The organism is Nitrospira marina (assembly GCF_059568365.1).
This window is the reverse complement of sequence record NZ_JCANTH010000001.1, coordinates 3,355,882-3,374,834: the sequence shown is the minus strand read 5'-3', so window position 1 is coordinate 3,374,834 and position 18,953 is coordinate 3,355,882. Positions and strand designations below refer to the sequence as shown.

Here is an 18,953-nt window from a genome sequence, read left to right as displayed (position 1 = left end):
GCGGTCTGAAGCGACGACTCACACCTGTGATGGGAGGTTGGATAGCATCCTTCGATTTACATCGTGTAGGGCAAGGAGTCAGATCTAAAGGGGCAATTGTTGGGAAGAGGACGTCGCCTTGGCATGCGGCCATCGGAGTAAGGCCTTCAATAGAGGCAATCGAGCCGGGAAACGGCCTTGGATCCATTAGAACAGTGGTGTCGCCCGGCGTTTTATTAATCGGGCACCCCTATGGGGTGCTTGGTATAGGTGAGAATATACGGCTGTCTGCGGCAGCATGTTCGGCGGCACAGGTCCCATTTGGTATTCGAAGTGTTTATGGAGAGCATGGGGTTCACGTTGCCGAGGTCCATAAGGATTTCCTTTTTATGGATAAGATTTCCAGAGCTGGAGCTTATCGGACTAATGTATTTCATTTGAATGCAGATGAGATGGAGAATGCTCGAAAGCTTCTGGGCAAGCATCTCTTTGCGGATCGGTATAATATTGGATATTGGTCGTGGGAGTTAAGCCATTTTCCCGATGCGTGGCATCCGTCGCTTCAACTGGTGGATGAGATCTGGGCTCCTTCTCGATTTATTGAACAGGCTATTGCCGATAAAACCGCTTCCCCGGTTATCAGGATGCCCCTGGCCGTGGAATTTCCAGAGCCACACGGGATGACCAGGGAAGCCTTCGGCTTGCCAGAGGATCGATTTTTGTTTCTTTTCTTTTTCGATTTTACCTCCTATGTCCATCGCAAAAACCCGCATGCGGTCATTCGGGCATTTTTGCAGGCGTTTCCCGATCTCTCGGATACGCGAGTCGGATTGGTTATTAAGATGAATGGGATGGGTTTGCGTCCAAAGGAATACGAGGCGTTTCTTGAATCCATTGATGGTGAGGATCCTCGAATCATCTTGATGGATAAGGTGTTGACTGACCGGGAAACCAAGTCCCTGGTCAAGCTGTGCGATTGTTTTTTGTCTCTGCACCGGTCAGAAGGCTTTGGCCGGGGGCTGGCGGAAGCCATGTATCTCGGGAAGCCGGTGATTGCGACCGGATATTCGGGAAATCTTGATTTTACCAACGCCCACAATTCGTGCCTGGTCGATTATCGACTTATTCCAGTCGGGGACCAGGAGTATCCGTTCGCAAAGGGCCAGAAGTGGGCGGACCCGGACATTGAGCATGCGGTGTGGTTTATGAAGCGAGTCGTCAATGAGCCCCATTATGCGCAGACAATTGGGCAACATGCGGCGGACTTTATCAAAACCCACCATAGCTCAAAGGCGGTGGGTACAAAATTTCGAGGTCGACTTGTGGCTTTAAACCTGCTTGACGAACTGTGAAGAAGAAGAAGACCCTTCTTCTTTATAGGGTGAATGGTGATAGGCAGTACCTCATTGGTGCCGTGAAATGACTGTGAATGATGTGTGACCCAGGGATGAAAGAGTAATGAAGCCCGATCTGAGAGAAGTGGAAATGGTCTTTGATTTATTTGTCCCTCCCGTCGGAGGAGGGGGAGGCTACCCCGTCCGGAAGTCCCGGAATGTTCGCGATGGCTATGCCAGAGGATGGGGATTGCAATGCGGCCAATTGCGCGAGTCGATTCGGAAGGATGCGTTATATCAAGAGGCATACAGACTGGCTTCTGGCCGGACTGTGGTCTCTGAAGATAACCGGATGAATATTTTCCTGATCCTGAAATATTTTCTTCCCTATATTCCCTTTGGCCACATTGTCGAATTTGGATCGTATAAAGGGGGGAACGCCCTGTTTATGGCCTATGTGGTCGATCAACTGTATCCTGGCAGGAAAGTCTTTGCGCTGGATACTTTTGCAGGAATGCCGGCAACCGAATCGGCTATCGATGCCCACGGAGCAGGAGACTTCCAAGACGTCGATTTGCAGGAGTTGCGAGAATTTGCCAATCGTGAGGGTGTCAGGAATGTTGAGTTTATCAAAGGGTTGTTCCAGGAAACCGGCCCCTCTGCTGTCGACAAGATTGGAAGCATTGTCTTGGCCCATATCGACTGTGATATTTATTCGGCGGTGGCCTTTTCCTATGATCTTGTGAAGCCCTTTATGGTCCCAGGTGGGTATGTGGTGTTTGATGATGCGGCCACCTCAAGCTGTTTAGGAGCGACCGAAGCGGTGGAAGAATTGGTGATTCGTCGGGACGGGTTGCATAGTGAGCAAATTTTCCCGCAGTTTGTCTTTCGGTCTCATGGAGTTTGATACCTATCCCTTCCATTATAAGTCAACGTGATTATGAAAGAATGTAGCAAGTCGATTGCTCGGCGATTATCCGAGCCAAACTTCATTAACCGGTTTTTCGTCGGGAATGGTCTGGATATTGGTGGCCATCCCGATCCCTTGGGGTTATATCAGGAATTGTTTTGTCGGATGGAGGATGTGCGAACATGGGACCAGGTTGATGGCAATGCGCAGTTTCTTGAGGGTGTGTCGGATGAGACATTCGACTTTGTGCATAGCAGTCATTGCCTGGAGCATCTGCATGATCCTGTCGTAGGACTCCGAAATTGGTTTAGGGTGTTGCGGCCGGGCGGCCATCTCGTCATTACCGTCCCGGATGAAGATTTATATGAACAAGGCCAGTTTCCGAGCACATTTAATGCCGATCATAAATGGACGTTTACCATTTTCAAGATGCAGTCCTGGAGTCAACAGTCTCTGAATGTTCTGGATTTGGTCCGTGACCTTGGTGCTGCTGCCGAGCCGGTCAAAATTGAACAACTTATTTCGACGTATCGGTTTAATCTTCCCAGATACGACCAGACTTTGAGTTCGGTTGGGGAATGCGGGATCGAGATTGTCATTCGCAAGCGTCCCATTGCGGAAGTGGAAGCAGGGGGGCGTTGGTGTCGGTCCTCAGATCAACCTCGAGGCGAAGTGCGGATTCACCTGAACCAGTACCGGGACGATCTGCGAACGCTTAAACATTTTAACCGGGAAAAACCACCGTTTCACAATGACCAGCCGCTTTGATATGTGGAGGGTTCGATGATTATCCGCGCGCGGGCGCCTCTTCGGCTTGGTCTGGCAGGCGGTGGGACGGATGTGTCGCCCTATTGTGATTTGTATGGCGGTTGTGTGCTCAATGCCACGATTGATCGATATGCCTATGCGGTCCTGGAGGTGTTGACAGGCAATAAGGTGCAGTTTTGTTCTGCTGATCGACAGCATTTTAGTGAGTATCAGCTGGGAGAATCCATTCCACGGAATGGATGTGTCGATTTACATCGAGCCGTCTATCTGTACATGGTTAAGCAGTTTAATGAAGGACGGCCGTTGCCTGTGAAAATTACCACTTACTGCGATGCTCCTGTAGGGTCTGGGCTAGGATCCTCCTCGACTCTGGTCGTGGCGATGATTAAAGCCTTTGCGGAATTGCTGAACGTCCCGCTTGACGATTATGCGTTGGCACATTTGGCGTTTAGGCTTGAGCGAGTTGATTGTGGTCTGCAAGGTGGGAGACAGGATCAATACGCCGCGACATTTGGGGGGTTTAACTTTATTGAGTTTTATGCAGACGATCGGGTGATCGTCAATCCTTTGCGGATCAAAAACTGGATCATCTGTGAGCTTGAGGCCTCATTAGTGCTTTTTTTTACTGGTGTGTCCAGATCTTCCGCAAAGATCATCAGTGATCAGAGTACCAATGTTGAGGCCGGCACCGACTTGGCACTTTCTGCCATGCATGCCATGAAGCGTGAGGCCTGTACGATGAAGGAAAGTCTGCTGAAAGGCGATTTCACTGGATTAGTTGAGTCCATGCGTGAGGGATGGGTCAGCAAGAAGCGTTCAGCCAAGAGTGTGTCCAACGCACATATTGATGAAATCTATGAATCGGCTGTCAAGGCGGGAGCCTTGGCCGGCAAAGTATCCGGTGCTGGCGGGGGCGGATTTATGATGTTTTTTGTCCCACCGGAAAAACGCATGGAGGTAACTTTTGCGTTAAAAAAATTCTCCGGACAAGTCAGTAACTGCCATTTTACCAAATACGGGATGCAAGGTTGGAAGATAGATTAAATTGAATCGTGGTGAGGACGTCAGACCTCGATTGAACTCTTTAAATGGTTGTTTTAAAAACCGAATGTGTTGGTGAGATAAATTGATGATGTCGTTAGTCCAAACAACGGCAGACAGGGATGGTGAGTGTTTGAGCTGATGCATATCCACTGATTTTTTTCGTGAGAGCTGAGTGGCTGATATGTTTGCGCCGGGGTTATCCTCTTCTGGCATGTATTTGATTTATGTGTGAAGACGGGAGTGATTCATTTGCTTCAAGTAGGAATCAAAAAGGCCATTGTTCTGGCTGGAGGACGTGGCGAAAGACTTCAATCTGTCGTCCCCGATCTTCCTAAGCCCATGGCGCCTGTTAGAGGCCGGCCATTTTTGGAGTATATTCTCGATAAACTTGTCGATGCTGGCCTGACCGAAGTCATCATATCGGTTGGGTATAAGAGGGAGGTCATTGAAGAGCATTTTGGGCAGGCTTACCGCTCACTTCAAATCAGGTATTCAAGGGAAAGCTATCCTTTAGGAACAGGAGGAGCCATGGCCTTGGCGCTAAAAGGCGATGAGTCTTCTCCAGCTTTGGTCCTTAATGCCGACACGCTTGTTGACATCGATTATCCGGCCCTGATGGCCTGGTATGCACAGACCCCAGCTCAGGTCGCGATAGTCCTTCGGCATGTTCCGGATGTGAGTCGGTATGGTGCGGTCGTGCTCCTAGGGGAACGGGTCGTAGATTTTCAAGAAAAGGGTCAGGAGGGCCCAGGCCTAGTAAACGCCGGGGTGTACATTGTTGGACCTGAAATTTTTTCCCAATATGGAAGCGGAGACCACTTTTCCTTTGAGACGGATATCCTCCAGCCGTATTGTCGAAAGCTGCAGCCTCGCGCATTCGTCACCACAGGATATTTTATTGATATCGGCACGCCTAGCGACTATGAACGCGCTCAGAGGGAAGTGATTTTTACTCGGGTCAACTGAACGGTCTTGGTTCTGCAATCGACCTGTAATAATGGAAAGTGGGATGGGATTTGAAAAAGAGTTTTTGTGTGGAATGAGACCCTGGGGAACGATGTCTTCGCCAAAGCCACTTGACAGGCGTCGATTTTTCGATTGATTGGAATATTTTTTATGATTTTGTATGCCTGACATAATGAAATTATCTTGAAAAATCCTGGCATGGTCGGATTCCGCTATCATCAGGATTATGTCTATGGGTGGAGTGGGGAATATGTATCCGGATATGGCTACGGTTCTCATTGCCGTTAACCCGATAATCAGGGAAAATGAGTGTTTGAAAATTCTCGAGGGATCTCATCAGATCGGCAGGATTGACTCGGAGTTTCATGATGGGGTGTTTGACAAAAGATAACGTGTCTCCCCTTTCCAGAATCGCCTTAATCGGTTGGTATAATTTCACATCAAATAATCCGTATAAGTCGGCAGGGGGCCATCTCTTCCATCAGTTTCAAGAACGAGTGTAGGAAAAACAAACGGGTGCAAGTAGCCTTCCTGACTTTGATTTACAATTTTCTTGGTTTCACTTCAGAGTTTGTCCCTTAGGATAAGTGACCTGTTACTGATTGACGATAATTTATGGACCAATGAGGATCGAACCTGAAATCACCAGGGTGTTGGGAAAGGCCAGCAAGGGAGTAGCAAAATGAAACATTTAGGGAATTTTCTTGTAATTAGTGTTGTTCTCATTGTGTTCGGATTTGAAACTTCGGCACAGGCTTACCTTGATCCCGGTACCGGAAGTATGGTTTTGCAGCTCTTGTTGGGCGGCATCGCCGGCGCCGTAGTAATTCTCAAATTGTACTGGAGACGATTTGTCGGACTATTTCGTGGAAATGCTCGAGAAGAATCCGAACATTCCTCTTCCGAAGATCAGAAGTGATGGGTGATGTCCAAGCTCTTCCAGGATCCTTTCGTGATCCCAGTGGGAGCGTGTATCAATTTGAGGGGCGCATCCTTAGGACGGTGAATGAATGTTTTTCTGGAGATTTCGATTTTGTCACTTCAACCGGTTTATTCAAAACGCTTGAGACCGAAGGTCTGCTGCTTCCGTTTGAGGTCGTGTCATCAGACATTCTGGGGCTCTCAGCTCCAAAGCCTCGGTATGTTTTGGAAACTCCCAGGCTCCCTTTTATCTCTTATCCGTATGAATGGTCATTTCCGGCACTAAAGGCCGCCGCACTCCTGCATTTACGCATCCATTTGCAATCATTGGAAGTCGGTGTCACACTTTCCGATGCCTCGGCCTACAATATTCAATTTCAGGGAAATCAGCCCGTTTTTATTGATCATCTCTCCTTTAGGCGCTATCAATCTGGTGAAATGTGGGTTGGTCATCGCCAATTTTGCGAACAATTCTTGAACCCTCTGTTACTTCGCGCATTTTTTGGAATATCTCACAACGCCTGGTATCGGGGAACCCAGGAAGGAATTGGAACTGGGGAGATCCGGAGGCTACTGAAGTGGCGACACTACTTGAAGTGGAATGTATTGACTCATGTGGTTTTGCAAGATCTTTTCCAAAAAACCTCGACGAAAAACACCAAAAGTCTTCAGGATGATTCGTTAGCCAAGGCTTCGTTCCCTCTTTCTTCTTTCAAGGGTATGCTGAAAAAAATGTCTGACTGGATTAGCCAGTTGAACCCTCTCAATAAAGGAGAAAGCACGTGGGGTGACTATGATAAAACCTGTAGTTATTCCTCAATGGAAACCAAATCCAAAAAGCAATTCATTCTTGAATTTGCCCAAAAGGTGCAGCCCACGCTGTTATGGGATTTTGGATGCAATACCGGTGAATATTCAGAAGCGGCGTTGAATGGCGGGGCCAGAAACGTCGTAGGGTTTGACTTTGATCAAGGAGCGTTGGATGGTAGTTACCATCGAGCAAGCGAGAGGGGTCTCTTCTTTCAGGCTCTGTTTATGGATGCGGCTAACCCGAGTCCAAATCAAGGGTGGAATGGTTACGAGCGAGAAAGTCTGCAGTCCCGGGCATCAGCGGATGCCATCCTCGCCTTGGCTCTTGTTCATCACTTAGCTATTGCCAGGAATATTCCGTTGGTTCAGGTTGTCAATTGGCTGATCACACTTGCGCCACAGGGGGTCATCGAATTTGTTCCGAAAAATGATCCTATGGTGCAAGAATTGTTAAGTCTACGTCAGGATATTTTCCCTGATTACACCCCCGAACATTTCATGGCCCTTATGGAAAAAAAGGCGGTGATCATTAAGAATGAAATCGTCTCAAAAAGCGGACGAGTGTTGGTGTGGTTTAAACGAATGTAATTCAGGGCCTTCTACCCTGGTTGAATGTACGTGGGCATTTGAATCATCATGAAAAATCCGAGATGTCGCTGACAAACGTCTTGAATATTTCCCCACGCTTTCCTCAAAGACACTTTTTATCCTCACCGTAAACATCTCAATTTGTCCTAATCTCTGTCATCAGGGACCTAAATGACCACTTCGTCAGATGAACTAAATATGAATGGTATCCGTATGGTCCTTATTGAATTTTTGCACCTGTTTGCTCTTGTTGGTTTTGCCGTTGCCCAGCCGCTCTATGATCTTCTTGGGCAGAATCCGGAGTTTTTTGTTTCTTATAAGGCCGGTCCAGAGCTTATCATCGGAATGGCCTTCGTCCTTTCGGTGGGGATGGCATTAGGCCTCGTGCTGCTTGAACTTGCGGCTTGGCCGGTTGGCAAGCGAGTTCGGAATAGCCTGCATTTGGTATTTGTCTTTGGCCTGGCGTTCCTCACAGTCCTACCTCCGGTGCAGCGATTGATGGGTGGATCTGATCTTTTGATTGTCGGATTTGCATTACTGATTGGCTTTCTCTTTTCGGTCCTTTATGTTCGCTGGCAGCCGGTCCGGCTGTTTCTCACGGTGCTTTCACCCGTCGTGGTGGCATTTCCACTGTGGTTTTTGTTGGTTACTCCCGTCGGTCGTCTTGTCATGCCGGATGCCATTGAAGCACAGGCTGACATTGAGATTAACAATCCTGTCCCGGTTGTCCTTATTGTGCTGGATGAATTCAACATCACCGCGTTATTGGATGCCGAAGGTCGGATTGATCCGGTGCGTTTTCCTAACTTTGCCGCTCTAGCCGCACAAAGCTATTGGTTTCCTAATGCGGTTGCAACGTATGTAGAAACCGCAGCTGCCGTGTCTGGGATTTTGACAGGGCGGCAACCAAGAGCTGGTGTTCGACTCAACCCGACGGCAACAGATCATCCTCAAAATTTGTTCACAATGTTAGGGGATCGTTATGCTCTTAATGTAGTGGAGTCCTTGACAAGTCTTTGCCCCCATACACTATGCAAGGAAGAAGATGCTGATGCTGGGTCGTCCCTTCGTTACAAGTCCTTTTTTGCAGATCTGGCAGTGATATATTTACATATAATTGCTCCGCCACAAATAGGAAAACAGTTACCCCCGCTCCATGCTCAATGGACCGGTTTCGGCGAGGAATTGTTAAAAAAAGGGATTCTTGGGCAGAACGAGGATGATAGCCATCTCGATCCTGCCACTGGGGTAAAAAAATCAAGAGAGTCGCAAATTACTTCTTTCCTTTCTCAAATCAAGCAAACTTCAAGCCCAGTCCTTCATTTTCTTCATGTCATCCTGCCTCATACGAAGTATGAATATTTGGTGTCTGGTCAGCAATATTTTAACAAAGAACGATTTATTCCTGTCGGGTGGATCGATGGACCGGGTTGGGGGGGGAGGTGGATTGGAAAAGAATCCTTGATTCTTACGGCGTACCACCAATACCTCCAGCAAATTGGATATGTTGATCAGTTCCTCGGGAAATTGCGAAGTTCCCTAGAAAGGGCAAAGCTTTTCGAAGAGGCGCTCATTATTGTTACCGCAGATCATGGGGTTTCCTTTCAGCGTGGGCTATCCATGCGAGAGGTACAAAAAGGAAATGAGAGCGACATTCTAAAAGTTCCCATGTTCGTCAAGCTTCCTGGGCAACGTGAGGGAAGCATTCGTGAGCGGCTTGTCAGCGGAATTGATGTGTTGCCAACCATTGCCGATCTGCTTGGCTTTAAGATCTCAAGGGAAATAGATGGGTATTCCATGTTGGACAATGAAATCCCACCGCGGGAAGAGATTGATTTTCTTGGAGTAGGAAAAATCAAATCCCAGGATCTAAACGGATTTCCTCGTCTCAAGTGGCAGGTCGATCATTTTGGAGAGCACACGGCACTCGACCGACTTGTGCCAAAAGGACCGGCTTCAAATTTGATTGAACAAGAACTTGGCGATTTGGATATTAGTCACTCAACTTCCTTAAAATATATAAATGAAAGTCCTCATCCATTAGATCAGGTGAATCTTGAAAAAAGAGTAATCCCTGCTCTTTTTAGCGGACAAATTATTGGCACGAGTCAACGAAACATCCCGATTGCTATTTCCCTAAATGACCGAATATGGGCTACTACCCGGGCATCCTTGTGGGCTGGAAAGCGGAATTACTTTTCTGTTTTATTTCCCCCTTCCGCTTTCCAGTCAGGCGAGAACCAAGTAAGGGTTTTTCTGATTGGAGATCATGATACACAATTAACTCCCATACCCTTGGCAAGTCAGGGGGCTTTGAGCGATGTGCAGACAATGATCCGTTTGAAACATGAAGCTTCTGGGCAATCAAAACTTGTGTTTTCCGGTGAGCGGGAAATCTTGATCAATGTGGGTGAAAAACATCTGGCTGGGAATCTGGATCGTGTTCTTCTTTCCGGGGAGTCAATTGTTGTAGAGGGATGGGCTGCTGATCTTGAAAAGAATCAACCGGCTGAAGAGGTTTTCATTTTCACAAACGGAAAATTAACGGCTAGTACAGAAGTTGGAATCTCCAGGCAAGATGTCGTGGAGGCTCATCAACAGAAGGCATTGTTCCACAGTGGGTTCAGGATTAAAATCCCGATGGACGTTCTCAAGCCTTATCCAAGGGATATCAAATTAATTGTTGCCTCATTAAGCAACCGAGCATGGGAATTTTCCTTTTCTCCCAAGCAAATGGATTTCATCCGCTCTACGCTGGAGAAGGAGGATGTTAGTCAATGACCAGGCCGATAGTGGTACATCCAGTCATTAGCCATGACAAAGCCAAGCTATAGCTTAACCGGAACTCCATAAACACATTTTATTATGTGAGGAACAGTTCCAGCTTGTGATTTAGTGCGGTGCTTGGCGCCTGGCTATTCGAGCCCTTTTAGGATTGTCAGAGGAGGGTCTTCACCTTGGAATGGGTGGGGCATGTGTTGTTGATTCGTCTGGCCTGTATTTTATGGAAGATACGTTTGGTTTGGTCCGTCTAGTTCTGGAAACCAAACGCTTGTTTCCGCTGCGATGGGTGTTCATTAATCATGGTCCGGGGATTGAGCTGGTCTCGCCAACATATTTCCTAAAGTATCCTATTGATGGGCATTAAATTGAAAATGATCATTCGAAATTAACGCTAGTTCCCGTCTCCTTGGGGGCGAGCTTGCAGTGGAAGCCTTGAAGCAAATGAAACAGAAGTTGGCCCTTGTTGTTGGATCGACAATTATTGCGATTTTTATAATGGAGGCCTTACTGCGTGGTATTGGAATTCCATCTACCCTGAACTCAGGATGGGGGTGGGCAAATTCTGCGGGTAGAAAATTCTCTAAATATAATGCGTTAACAACCAATCAATTTGGATATCGAGGACAAAGCATTCACTATCAGACCGAGGACTATGTGGTGTTGCTTGTGGGCGACAGCCAGGTCGAAGCGTATGCCGGCCGGCCGGAACATATGCCTGAACAATTTCTTCAGGAATTTCTAACTAGTCAGTTGCATAAACCAGTCAAAGTGTTTTCCCTTGCCTCTTCGGGGTGGGGGCAGGATCAACAGCTACTCGCCATACAAGAATATTTCAAGCTGTATAGGGCAGACTTAGTTTTGTTGTGGGCAACCCCGGGAAATGATTTTTGGGAAAATGCCTTTCCTGATAGAAGTGCGACCCAGCAGGCAGGACACTTAAAGCCGACCTTTAGACTGGTCGATCAGAAGCTGTATGGCCCTTATTTCCCATCTGGATCCTATTTGCATCATAGTGCCATTGCCCAATTAATAGAGACGGTGATCGCAAATTTACAAAATGAAACATTAGAGCAACGCATTCTTCGTCGTTGGCTTCAAGAAATGCCATCGTCCCATAAAACCCATAAAACCGGAAATAAACATGCCTGTGAGGGACTGACAGTTATCAATCAAGTAGAGTTTTTTAACACAATATTTGAACTCAACGATAATATGGGTTACACCGTAAGGTCTGGGCAGGATGTCCTGAACAGCAGGAGTCTATTTTCTGCCTATATGTTAGATCCATCCAGGCGAGATGAATATCTAATTGCGATTACAAAAAGTTTATTGTGGCATGTAAAAGAGGAAGTCGAAAAGCAACATTCAAAATTCCTTGTTTTCTATCCTGTTCGAGAAGATTTTGAAAAGCGCGCCATGCAAATGGTGAAATGTGTGTTGGATTCTCAAGGAAATCTTTTTAGAGTATCCTTCGACTATAAAGGCGGGTTGAAAAGGGTGATTCCTTCTGATGACCTTGTGATCTTTGATTTGCCAGGTGGGAACGAAATAGTGGTTTCACCAAGCGATAGGCATTTAAATGATTTTGGAAATGAATTAGCTATGGAAAAATTGAGTCAGATTTTGATAGAGCGTTCCCTATTCAATCGATAATTTTTTTCCCCTTTGAGGCTTTGGTGATACCTTGGTTCCGCAATCTTCCGAACAATAATCGGGGTAACCGAGAATGACAAAACCTATGGCATACCGTTTCTCCTCCTTTATGGAGGAAATGCCGAAGGGCAATCCATCTATGGCTCCCTGGCTTCACGGTCTTATCTGCGCAGGATGGGCAAGATGAGAAGGGAATCAACCCGCAGAAACAAAAAGTGTTATTAATGTCCTCAGGCTAGAGAATACACCAACTGGGTGGGATGGTTGTCAGGAAGCTTTCTGGAAAATAAGCGTTGGTTGTGACGTAGTAGGATGCCATGACAAATTCTGGATCAAAGGAAAGTATGCTGAATACGCCGAAGCTATGCTCCATCATCATTGTGACCTATAATTCCAGCTCCTGCATTGGTACCTGTTTAAGTCCCTTACTGAACATTTCTGATATTGAGCTGGTGGTTGTGGATAATGATTCGAAGGATGGAACTGCAGCTAAATTGCAGAAAGAATTTCCGCAGGTTACCCTTATTGCCCTTCAAGATAATATTGGTTTTGGGCGTGCCTGTAATATCGGGTTGGCGGCTTCGAGCGGATCCTTTGCCCTATTTTTGAACCCGGACACCATCGCGACGGAAAAGGCCATTCGAACCCTTATCCAATTTTATGAGAAGCATCCTCGAGTAGGTATTGTCGGGGGCCGTCTTGTTGATCCATCCGGCCGGCCTTTGCAATCAATGGGGGATACACCTTCTTTGGCCGGCCTTGTGCTGGATAAACCGTTGGCCTGGGTGGCTAAGCGTGTGGGGCCTCGAGGGCTCTTTCGTCGGGGGATAGGCCGGTGTTCGACAAAATTTTGCATCCCTCATGAAGCGGAGCCGGTGGCGTGGGTGTCCGGTGCTTTTCTTTGTTGCCGGCGTTCAATCTGGACTGAAATTGGCGGTTTCGATGAAAAGTTTTTTTTGTATTATGAAGACGTTGATCTGTGCCTCAGGGCCATGCAGGGTGGTTGGGAGGTGTGGCACGTTCCTGAAGCGGTCATAGAGCATCAGTCTGGAGCTTCCTTTGGGGGAGATCTTTCTAAACAAAAGGAAATTTATTATGTTAATCAATATTACTTTTTCCGGAAACATTTTGGTCGTCCGGTCGCATGGGCCTTATGGGTTTTGCAGAGTATCTATGCTCGATTAGGTATGTACCGTGGCCTTGGAACCGACCGAATAGGTCGTGCTCTGCTATAGTGTCTATTCTAAGAATCACAGAAATTTTACTTGGGAAATTTGGCACGTAATGCGGGTCCTCCAAATTGTTGCCGATGGGAAACCAGGTGGAGGAACAACGCATGTTCTACAGATTCTCAAAGGCTTACGGCATGCCGTTTCTTTTTACCTCATTACCGAAGAACAATCATATTTACTGAAGGAAGCCGGTGCTCTTGGAATTCCCTGTCAGGGGCTTCGGTTTTTCATGAGTCGGCTCAATCCTGCCATCCCTTTTCAACTTCGAGCGTTGGTTATGGCCCTTCAACCTGATCTGGTTCACGTTCATGGTGGGCGTGCGGGGTTTTTCTTTACGGTATCCCTTTTGAAGGTCCCGATGGTCTATACCGTCCATGGATTTCATTTTATTGAAAAGTCACCGGGAATTCGCTGGATGGCGTTAATGGCGGAACGTTGGAATTTGAGACGTGCGTGTCATTCAATTTTTGTGTCGAAATATGATGTGGTTCTTGCAGAAAATTTTCAGGTATTATCAGCTTGTGATAAAAGGTCAGTCATCTATCCCGGACTTTCTTTGGAAAATCTTCCACCGCCTTCGCCTCAGGCGCTCCTGCATATTGGATTTATCGGACGATTGGAACATCAGAAGGATCCTCTCCTTTTTTTGGAGATGATGGAGTTCTTGCCGGAATATTCGGCCACAATTGTTGGTGATGGGGCTTTGGCTTCGATGATCAAACAGGAAATAGCCAGGCGGGGGCTAGGTGGACGGGTTCACATGATGGGGGAATTGTCTCATGGAGAGGCTCTGGAAATTCTTGCTACGTTCAGCGTGGTCGTTTTAACCTCCAGGTGGGAAGGTCTGCCGGTTTTGGTCTTAGAATCTATGGGCATGGGAGTTCCGGTTGTGAGCATGAATGTGAGTGGATTGGAAGAAATCATTCATGACGAGGTAAACGGAATGTTGGTAGAAAAAAGAAGCGGAGAAGACCTTGCCGAAAAGGTCAAAATAATCACAAACAATGAGGATCTCAGGATCTCCCTCATCAAAAAGGGACAGGAGACTATACAAGAAAAATTCTCCATCGAAACCATGATGGATTCGATTCTGGAAATATATCAGGACCTGTCTGCCTCACATGCAGGTCATTGAAGGCCCAAGTGAAAGTTGCGCTGGTTCATGATTGGCTGACTGGTATGCGAGGGGGTGAGCGGTGTCTTGAAGCGTTGTGTGAATTGTTCCCTGATGCGCCAATTTATACACTGTTCCATGTGAAAGGCAGTGTGTCGCAGACGATTGAGCGGCATCCCATTATTCCCAGCTTTCTTAATCGAGTCCCATTTGCAAAGAGTCGATATCGGTATTTGCTCCCTTTCTTTCCTTCAGCCATCCAGCGATTGGAATTCCATCAGTATGATTTAGTGGTCAGTTCGAGCCATTGCGTGGCCAAGGGCATTCGAGTGCCTCGCGAGACCTGTCATATTTCCTACGTTCATACCCCCATGCGGTATATCTGGGATGGATTTGATACCTATTTTGGTAACACAGGAATTTGGGATTTTGGCAAGCTGGGCATGGGCCTTTTTCGAACGCGACTTCAGCGGTGGGATGTGGAATCGAATGCCGATGTGAGTTGTTTTATTGCCAATTCGCAAAACGTAGCAGGACGAATTGCACGCCAGTATGGAAGGGCGGCTTGTGTGGTCTACCCTCCTGTTGATTGGCAGACCTTTCACGTGTCGCATCACCATGAAGGGTTTTACTTGATGGTCACGGCCTTTGCGCCCTACAAAAAAGTCGAGCTGGCCATTGCTGCGGCCAATGAGCTAGGGCTTCCATTGAAAATTATTGGGCAGGGACAAGATGAGAAACGCTTGAGGCGAATGGCCGGTCCAAGTATCGAATTTCTTGGCTGGCAGCCAGACCATCGTGTCCGCGACTTTTACAGCCGCTGTCTGGCCGTTCTCTTCCCCGGTGAAGAGGATTTTGGTATTGTGCCTTTAGAGGCCATGGCCTCCGGGAAACCGGTAATTGCCTATGGAAAGGGTGGGGCCCTTGAAACCATCGTCCCTCTTAATTTTTTGCCTAAGCAAGGTGAAAATCATTTAGAACGCGGGGTCCACGGAAGGGGATCCTCGTCTGTTCCAACGGGGGTCTTTCACTATGAACAGTCGGTCCAAGCCATAGTTGAAGCCATTCAATTATTCACGCAGAACCTCACAGAATTTAATCCTGATGCAATTCGGGTCCATGTTGAACCGTTCGATCGTTCTCATTTTAAGCAGCGGATTCAGCAAGTGATCATGTCTCGTTATCGCGAATTCCGTCGTACCCCACCATGTTGAAACGCCACAGTGAATTCTTAAAAAATCTGCTCTTCCTTTCCGACCTGGTTGTGATATGCGTGTGTTGGGTGAGCGCTTATTTCATTCGCTTCTCAGTGCCCCTGTTTCCCATCACCAAAGGTATTCCTCCTATTGACCCGTATCTCTGGCTTCTTTTCCCAATTGTCGCCGTATGGGGAATTTGTTTCTATTCATTTAATCTGTATCGGCCTCGTAGAATGGGCTCTCATCTGGCGGAATTTGTGGACATTGCCAAAGCCAATACGCTGAGTATTCTGATCCTGGTCGCATTGACCTTTTTCTCGAAGCCGTTTGAATTTTCCCGTTTGGTGATTCTGTATTTTTGGTTACTGAATCTGGTGGTGCTGGGCTTTTCCCGTATGGTCTTTCGGGAAATTCTCAGGGTTTTCCGGCGAATGGGATACAACCAACGCCAGGTAGTTATTATCGGTGCCGGAAAACTTGGGCAGCGCGTTGGCGATACGCTCAAAATGCATCCCGAACTTGGCCTCCAGGTTCGCGGGTATTTGACACGGAATGCCGAAAAGGTTGGGCAAATGTTGGACGGAATTCCCGTTATCGGAACGTTTGACCAGGCGGCAGAAGTGTTAACCAGCCATGTGGATATCGTATTTTTGTGTTTGCCTCCGGAAGTGGAATGTGAAGCTGAGGGACTGATGAAAATCCTGTCTGCCACCACAGCAGGCGTGAAGATCATTCCATCCATTTATGAGTTCGTGACGTTACGGGCGGAGGCCGAAATGTTTGAGGGCCTTCCTATTATTACTCTCCAGGGATCTCCTCTTTACGGGTGGAATTTGTTTTTGAAGCGAATGGTTGATGTCTGTGGTGCCGCCGTGGCCCTGGTGGTGGCCTCGCCAATCGCATTGATGATTGCGGTACTTATCAAGCTCACCTCTCCAGGTCCTGTCTTCTACAGGCAGACGCGTGTTGGCCTCGATGGCAAAGCGTTCAATATTGTCAAAATCCGGACCATGCGTATGGATGCCGAAGAAAAGACAGGTCCCGTCTGGGCAAAAGCCCACGACCCACGCAGGACGGCCATCGGGACGTTTCTGCGGCGAACCAGTTTGGATGAATTGCCGCAATTCTGGAATGTCTTAAAGGGAGAGATGAGTATTGTGGGGCCGCGTCCCGAGCGACCGGAGTTTATTGAAAAATTCCGGGCCCAGATTCCACAATATAACCTGCGTCACACCATGAAAGCCGGAATTACGGGTTGGGCACAAATTAATGGATTGCGCGGAAATACCTCTTGGGAAAAACGTTTAGCCTACGACATGTATTATATTGAGCATTGGTCCTTATGGCTGGATGTGAAGATTATGATTATGACTCTTTGGAAGGGATTGATCCATCGGGAGGCGTATTAGCTTTTCACTCTTTGTGCCGCAGTGGGGCAGTTCTTCCGTGTTAGTCCCTTCCAATGGGGTTGAATTTCCCTCCTCGTGATTATCCCTGACATTTTCCTGATCAAGTATTTTCTTCATTGCGCGAAAGGGCGTCAGCGAGTCTTTTCAAGAATGATTGAGGAGAGATGAGAAATGTCCATCACGACTTTAAGTAAAAGAAACATAGAGGGCATCATTTAATCCTTGTCCCCGCAGGGATCTCCTGGGACATGTTTAGAAGTTCAAGGACCTCTTGATCTCCTGCGGCTAATACCATGCCTTGGGATTCAATCCCCATCAGTTTTGCCGGCTTGAGATTCGCCACGACGACAATGGTCCGACCCACCAATGCTTCGGGGGCATACTTTTTCCCGATTCCAGCCACGATCTGACGCTGTTCAGTTCCGATATCCACCTGGAGCTTGAGCAGTTTTTCAGACTTTGGAACACGTTCTGCCGTTAAGACTTTAGCCACCTTCAATTGGACTTTTTGAAAATCGGCAATGCCGATTTGTATCACCTCGCTGGGTGGAGATTGCGGTTGGGTGGATGAAGCGGGCTGAGGTGTTTCCATGGATGTCCTGTTTGGGTGAATCGGTGGTGTATGTTCGGGACTCTGTTGGGAGTCCGATGGACGGGAATCTTTTTTGGGAAATAGCGAAGCGCCTTTACTGGTTTGCCCTGTATAGAGGTATGCTCCCCAACGAGGGAATTCTTGCAACATGGGTGTGGAAAAATCCATCGATAATCCCAGTCGGGTCTTCATCGTTTCGGCGATCTGCGGCATAAACGGGTATACGGCCACCGTGAGAAATCGCAAAACCTCCGTGAGATGAAACAGGACCGTGTAAAGGCGAGGGGTATGGTCAGGATCTTTGGCCAACTTCCACGGAGCGGTCTTATCAATATATTGATTAGCTGACTGAACCAAACCCCACATGGTTTCCAGTGCGCGATTAAATTCCAAGTGGCGAAGGTGCGTGTCAATGGAGGGGAAAAGGGATGAAGCCGCATGCTGGAGTTGACGATCCTGATCGGTTTCGTGTTTGGCGTCGGGTTGAGGAACGGTATTGTTGGAGAAATTTGCCAACATGGTAAGAGTTCGGGACAGCAGATTGCCAAGATCGTTGGCCAATTCAGCGTTATACCGGCTGCTGAATGCCGTGATGGAGAAATCTCCATCCTGGCCGAATGGGACTTCCTTCAACAGAAAATAGCGAAAGGCATCAACGCCGAATTCTTTGACCACGGCATAGGGATCGACAACATTCCCTCGACTTTTTGACATCTTTTCCCCATTTACCGTCCACCATCCATGCGCAAAGATGGATTGGGGAAGCGGCAGGTCCAAGCCCATTAACATGGTCGACCAGTAGACGGCATGGGTGGTCAAAATATCTTTCCCGACCAGATGGAGCGAGGCGGGCCAGAATTTTAAGGTGCTGGGAGCTGGAGCGACGTACTCCAGGGCTGACAAGTAATTCACTAAGGCGTCGAACCATACATAGGCCACGCAATCCCGATCAAATGGCAATTCGATGCCCCACGATAACCGTGACTTGGGTCGGGAAATTGACAGATCTTCCAGGGGCTTTTGCAGAAACCCTAGGACTTCATTGCGACGGGTGTCCGGCTGAATGAAGTCGGGATTTGTCTGGATATGCTCCTTCAACCGGTTTTGAAAGCGACTCATGCGATAAAAATAATTTCGTTCACTGACCTGTTCTACTGGTCGCCGGCAATCCGGGCACAGACCGTTCTCCACATCCTTTTCGGTCCAAAATCGCTCGTCAAAGGTGCAATACCAGCCGGTGTATTCGGCCTGGTAAATCAAGTCTTTGTCATAAAGGGCTTGAAGGTAGCGTTGGACGATTGCCTGATGTTGAAGATCGGTGGTGCGAATAAACCCATTGTTGGAGATATGCAATTGCGACCAGAGATTTTTGAACTTCGGCGTGAGGAGGTCACAATGTGCCTGGGGATCGATCCCGGCCTTGGCCGCAGCCTGTTGGACTTTTTGCCCATGTTCGTCTAATCCGGTGAGGAAAAAAACCTCATGGCCTGTTAGCCGATAAAACCGGGCTAGAACATCGGCCGCGATGGTGGTGTAGGCGTGGCCAATGTGAGGCACATCGTTGACATAATAGATAGGGGTGGTGACGTAAAACGTGTTGGACATGACAATACATCCTCTGTTAGCTCCGAACCCACATGTGCCACACGA

14 protein-coding genes are annotated in these 18,953 nt (G+C 47.7%); 13 read left to right on the top strand and 1 reads right to left on the bottom strand.

Annotated features, from left to right (window positions below; all coding sequences use genetic code 11):
* The first annotated feature begins 368 nt into the window (after positions 1-368).
* The 13 genes from LX98_RS14405 (at position 369) to LX98_RS14345 (ending at position 16,711) form a co-directional block, all read left to right on the top strand.
* Positions 369-1,331, top strand: a complete 963-nt coding sequence (locus LX98_RS14405) for a glycosyltransferase (protein ID WP_496429565.1) — start codon at positions 369-371, stop codon at positions 1,329-1,331.
* A gap of 106 nt (positions 1,332-1,437) precedes the next feature.
* The gene (locus tag LX98_RS14400) at positions 1,438-2,220 is read left to right on the top strand and encodes a TylF/MycF/NovP-related O-methyltransferase (protein WP_496429564.1); all 783 of its coding nucleotides are present in this window, start codon (positions 1,438-1,440) and stop codon (positions 2,218-2,220) included.
* A gap of 33 nt (positions 2,221-2,253) precedes the next feature.
* Positions 2,254-2,991: a methyltransferase domain-containing protein gene (locus LX98_RS14395; protein WP_496429563.1), complete on the top strand. Its 738-nt coding sequence runs from the start codon at positions 2,254-2,256 to the stop codon at positions 2,989-2,991.
* A gap of 15 nt (positions 2,992-3,006) precedes the next feature.
* A complete protein-coding gene (locus tag LX98_RS14390) occupies positions 3,007-4,035 on the top strand; it encodes a GHMP family kinase ATP-binding protein (RefSeq protein WP_496429562.1) in 1,029 nt (342 codons plus the stop codon).
* 249 nt (positions 4,036-4,284) lie between these two features.
* On the top strand, positions 4,285-5,001 hold the full coding sequence (locus LX98_RS14385) for a sugar phosphate nucleotidyltransferase (RefSeq protein ID WP_496429561.1): 717 nt from the start codon (positions 4,285-4,287) through the stop codon (positions 4,999-5,001).
* A 682-nt stretch (positions 5,002-5,683) separates the two neighbouring features.
* Entirely contained in the window at positions 5,684-5,920 is a 237-nt protein-coding gene (locus LX98_RS14380) for a hypothetical protein (RefSeq protein ID WP_496430643.1), read from the top strand.
* The gene (locus tag LX98_RS14375; RefSeq protein ID WP_496429560.1) at positions 5,920-7,320 is read left to right on the top strand and encodes a class I SAM-dependent methyltransferase; all 1,401 of its coding nucleotides are present in this window, start codon (positions 5,920-5,922) and stop codon (positions 7,318-7,320) included. The genes LX98_RS14380 and LX98_RS14375 overlap by 1 nt, the downstream gene beginning before the upstream one ends.
* A gap of 171 nt (positions 7,321-7,491) precedes the next feature.
* Positions 7,492-10,101 (top strand): sulfatase-like hydrolase/transferase, encoded by a 2,610-nt coding sequence (locus tag LX98_RS14370; RefSeq protein WP_496429559.1) that lies wholly within the window; start codon positions 7,492-7,494, stop codon positions 10,099-10,101.
* A 444-nt stretch (positions 10,102-10,545) separates the two neighbouring features.
* Positions 10,546-11,757 carry a hypothetical protein gene (locus LX98_RS14365; protein ID WP_496429558.1) on the top strand — a complete coding sequence of 404 codons (1,212 nt, stop codon included), beginning with the start codon at positions 10,546-10,548 and terminating at the stop codon, positions 11,755-11,757.
* Positions 11,758-12,074: 317 nt separating this feature from the next.
* On the top strand, positions 12,075-12,992 hold the full coding sequence (locus tag LX98_RS14360) for a glycosyltransferase (RefSeq protein ID WP_496429557.1): 918 nt from the start codon (positions 12,075-12,077) through the stop codon (positions 12,990-12,992).
* Between the two features lie 49 nt (positions 12,993-13,041).
* Positions 13,042-14,124: a glycosyltransferase gene (locus LX98_RS14355; RefSeq protein ID WP_496429556.1), complete on the top strand. Its 1,083-nt coding sequence runs from the start codon at positions 13,042-13,044 to the stop codon at positions 14,122-14,124.
* Between the two features lie 8 nt (positions 14,125-14,132).
* Complete coding sequence (locus LX98_RS14350; protein ID WP_496429555.1) at positions 14,133-15,317, top strand: glycosyltransferase; 1,185 nt, start codon at positions 14,133-14,135, stop codon at positions 15,315-15,317.
* Complete coding sequence (locus tag LX98_RS14345) at positions 15,311-16,711, top strand: undecaprenyl-phosphate glucose phosphotransferase (RefSeq protein WP_496429554.1); 1,401 nt, start codon at positions 15,311-15,313, stop codon at positions 16,709-16,711. The genes LX98_RS14350 and LX98_RS14345 overlap by 7 nt, the downstream gene beginning before the upstream one ends.
* A 211-nt stretch (positions 16,712-16,922) precedes the next feature.
* Here LX98_RS14345 and metG read toward each other — a convergent pair whose 3' ends face one another.
* Entirely contained in the window at positions 16,923-18,908 is a 1,986-nt protein-coding gene (metG, locus tag LX98_RS14340; RefSeq protein ID WP_496429553.1) for a methionine--tRNA ligase, read from the bottom strand.
* Positions 18,909-18,953 lie beyond the last annotated feature (45 nt).

Excerpts from the sequence above, each read along its gene's own strand:
- LX98_RS14405 (WP_496429565.1), top strand. The coding sequence starts at position 369 with ATGGATAAGATTTCCAGAGCTGGAGCTTATCGGACTAATGTATTTCAT.
- LX98_RS14400 (WP_496429564.1), top strand. The coding sequence starts at position 1,438 with ATGAAGCCCGATCTGAGAGAAGTGGAAATGGTCTTTGATTTATTTGTC.
- LX98_RS14395 (WP_496429563.1), top strand. The coding sequence starts at position 2,254 with ATGAAAGAATGTAGCAAGTCGATTGCTCGGCGATTATCCGAGCCAAAC.
- LX98_RS14390 (WP_496429562.1), top strand. The coding sequence starts at position 3,007 with ATGATTATCCGCGCGCGGGCGCCTCTTCGGCTTGGTCTGGCAGGCGGT.
- LX98_RS14380 (WP_496430643.1), top strand. The coding sequence starts at position 5,684 with ATGAAACATTTAGGGAATTTTCTTGTAATTAGTGTTGTTCTCATTGTG.
- LX98_RS14375 (WP_496429560.1), top strand. The coding sequence starts at position 5,920 with ATGGGTGATGTCCAAGCTCTTCCAGGATCCTTTCGTGATCCCAGTGGG.
- LX98_RS14370 (WP_496429559.1), top strand. The coding sequence starts at position 7,492 with ATGACCACTTCGTCAGATGAACTAAATATGAATGGTATCCGTATGGTC.
- LX98_RS14365 (WP_496429558.1), top strand. The coding sequence starts at position 10,546 with ATGAAACAGAAGTTGGCCCTTGTTGTTGGATCGACAATTATTGCGATT.
- LX98_RS14360 (WP_496429557.1), top strand. The coding sequence starts at position 12,075 with ATGACAAATTCTGGATCAAAGGAAAGTATGCTGAATACGCCGAAGCTA.
- LX98_RS14355 (WP_496429556.1), top strand. The coding sequence starts at position 13,042 with ATGCGGGTCCTCCAAATTGTTGCCGATGGGAAACCAGGTGGAGGAACA.
- LX98_RS14345 (WP_496429554.1), top strand. The coding sequence starts at position 15,311 with ATGTTGAAACGCCACAGTGAATTCTTAAAAAATCTGCTCTTCCTTTCC.
- metG (WP_496429553.1), bottom strand. The coding sequence starts at position 18,908 with ATGTCCAACACGTTTTACGTCACCACCCCTATCTATTATGTCAACGAT.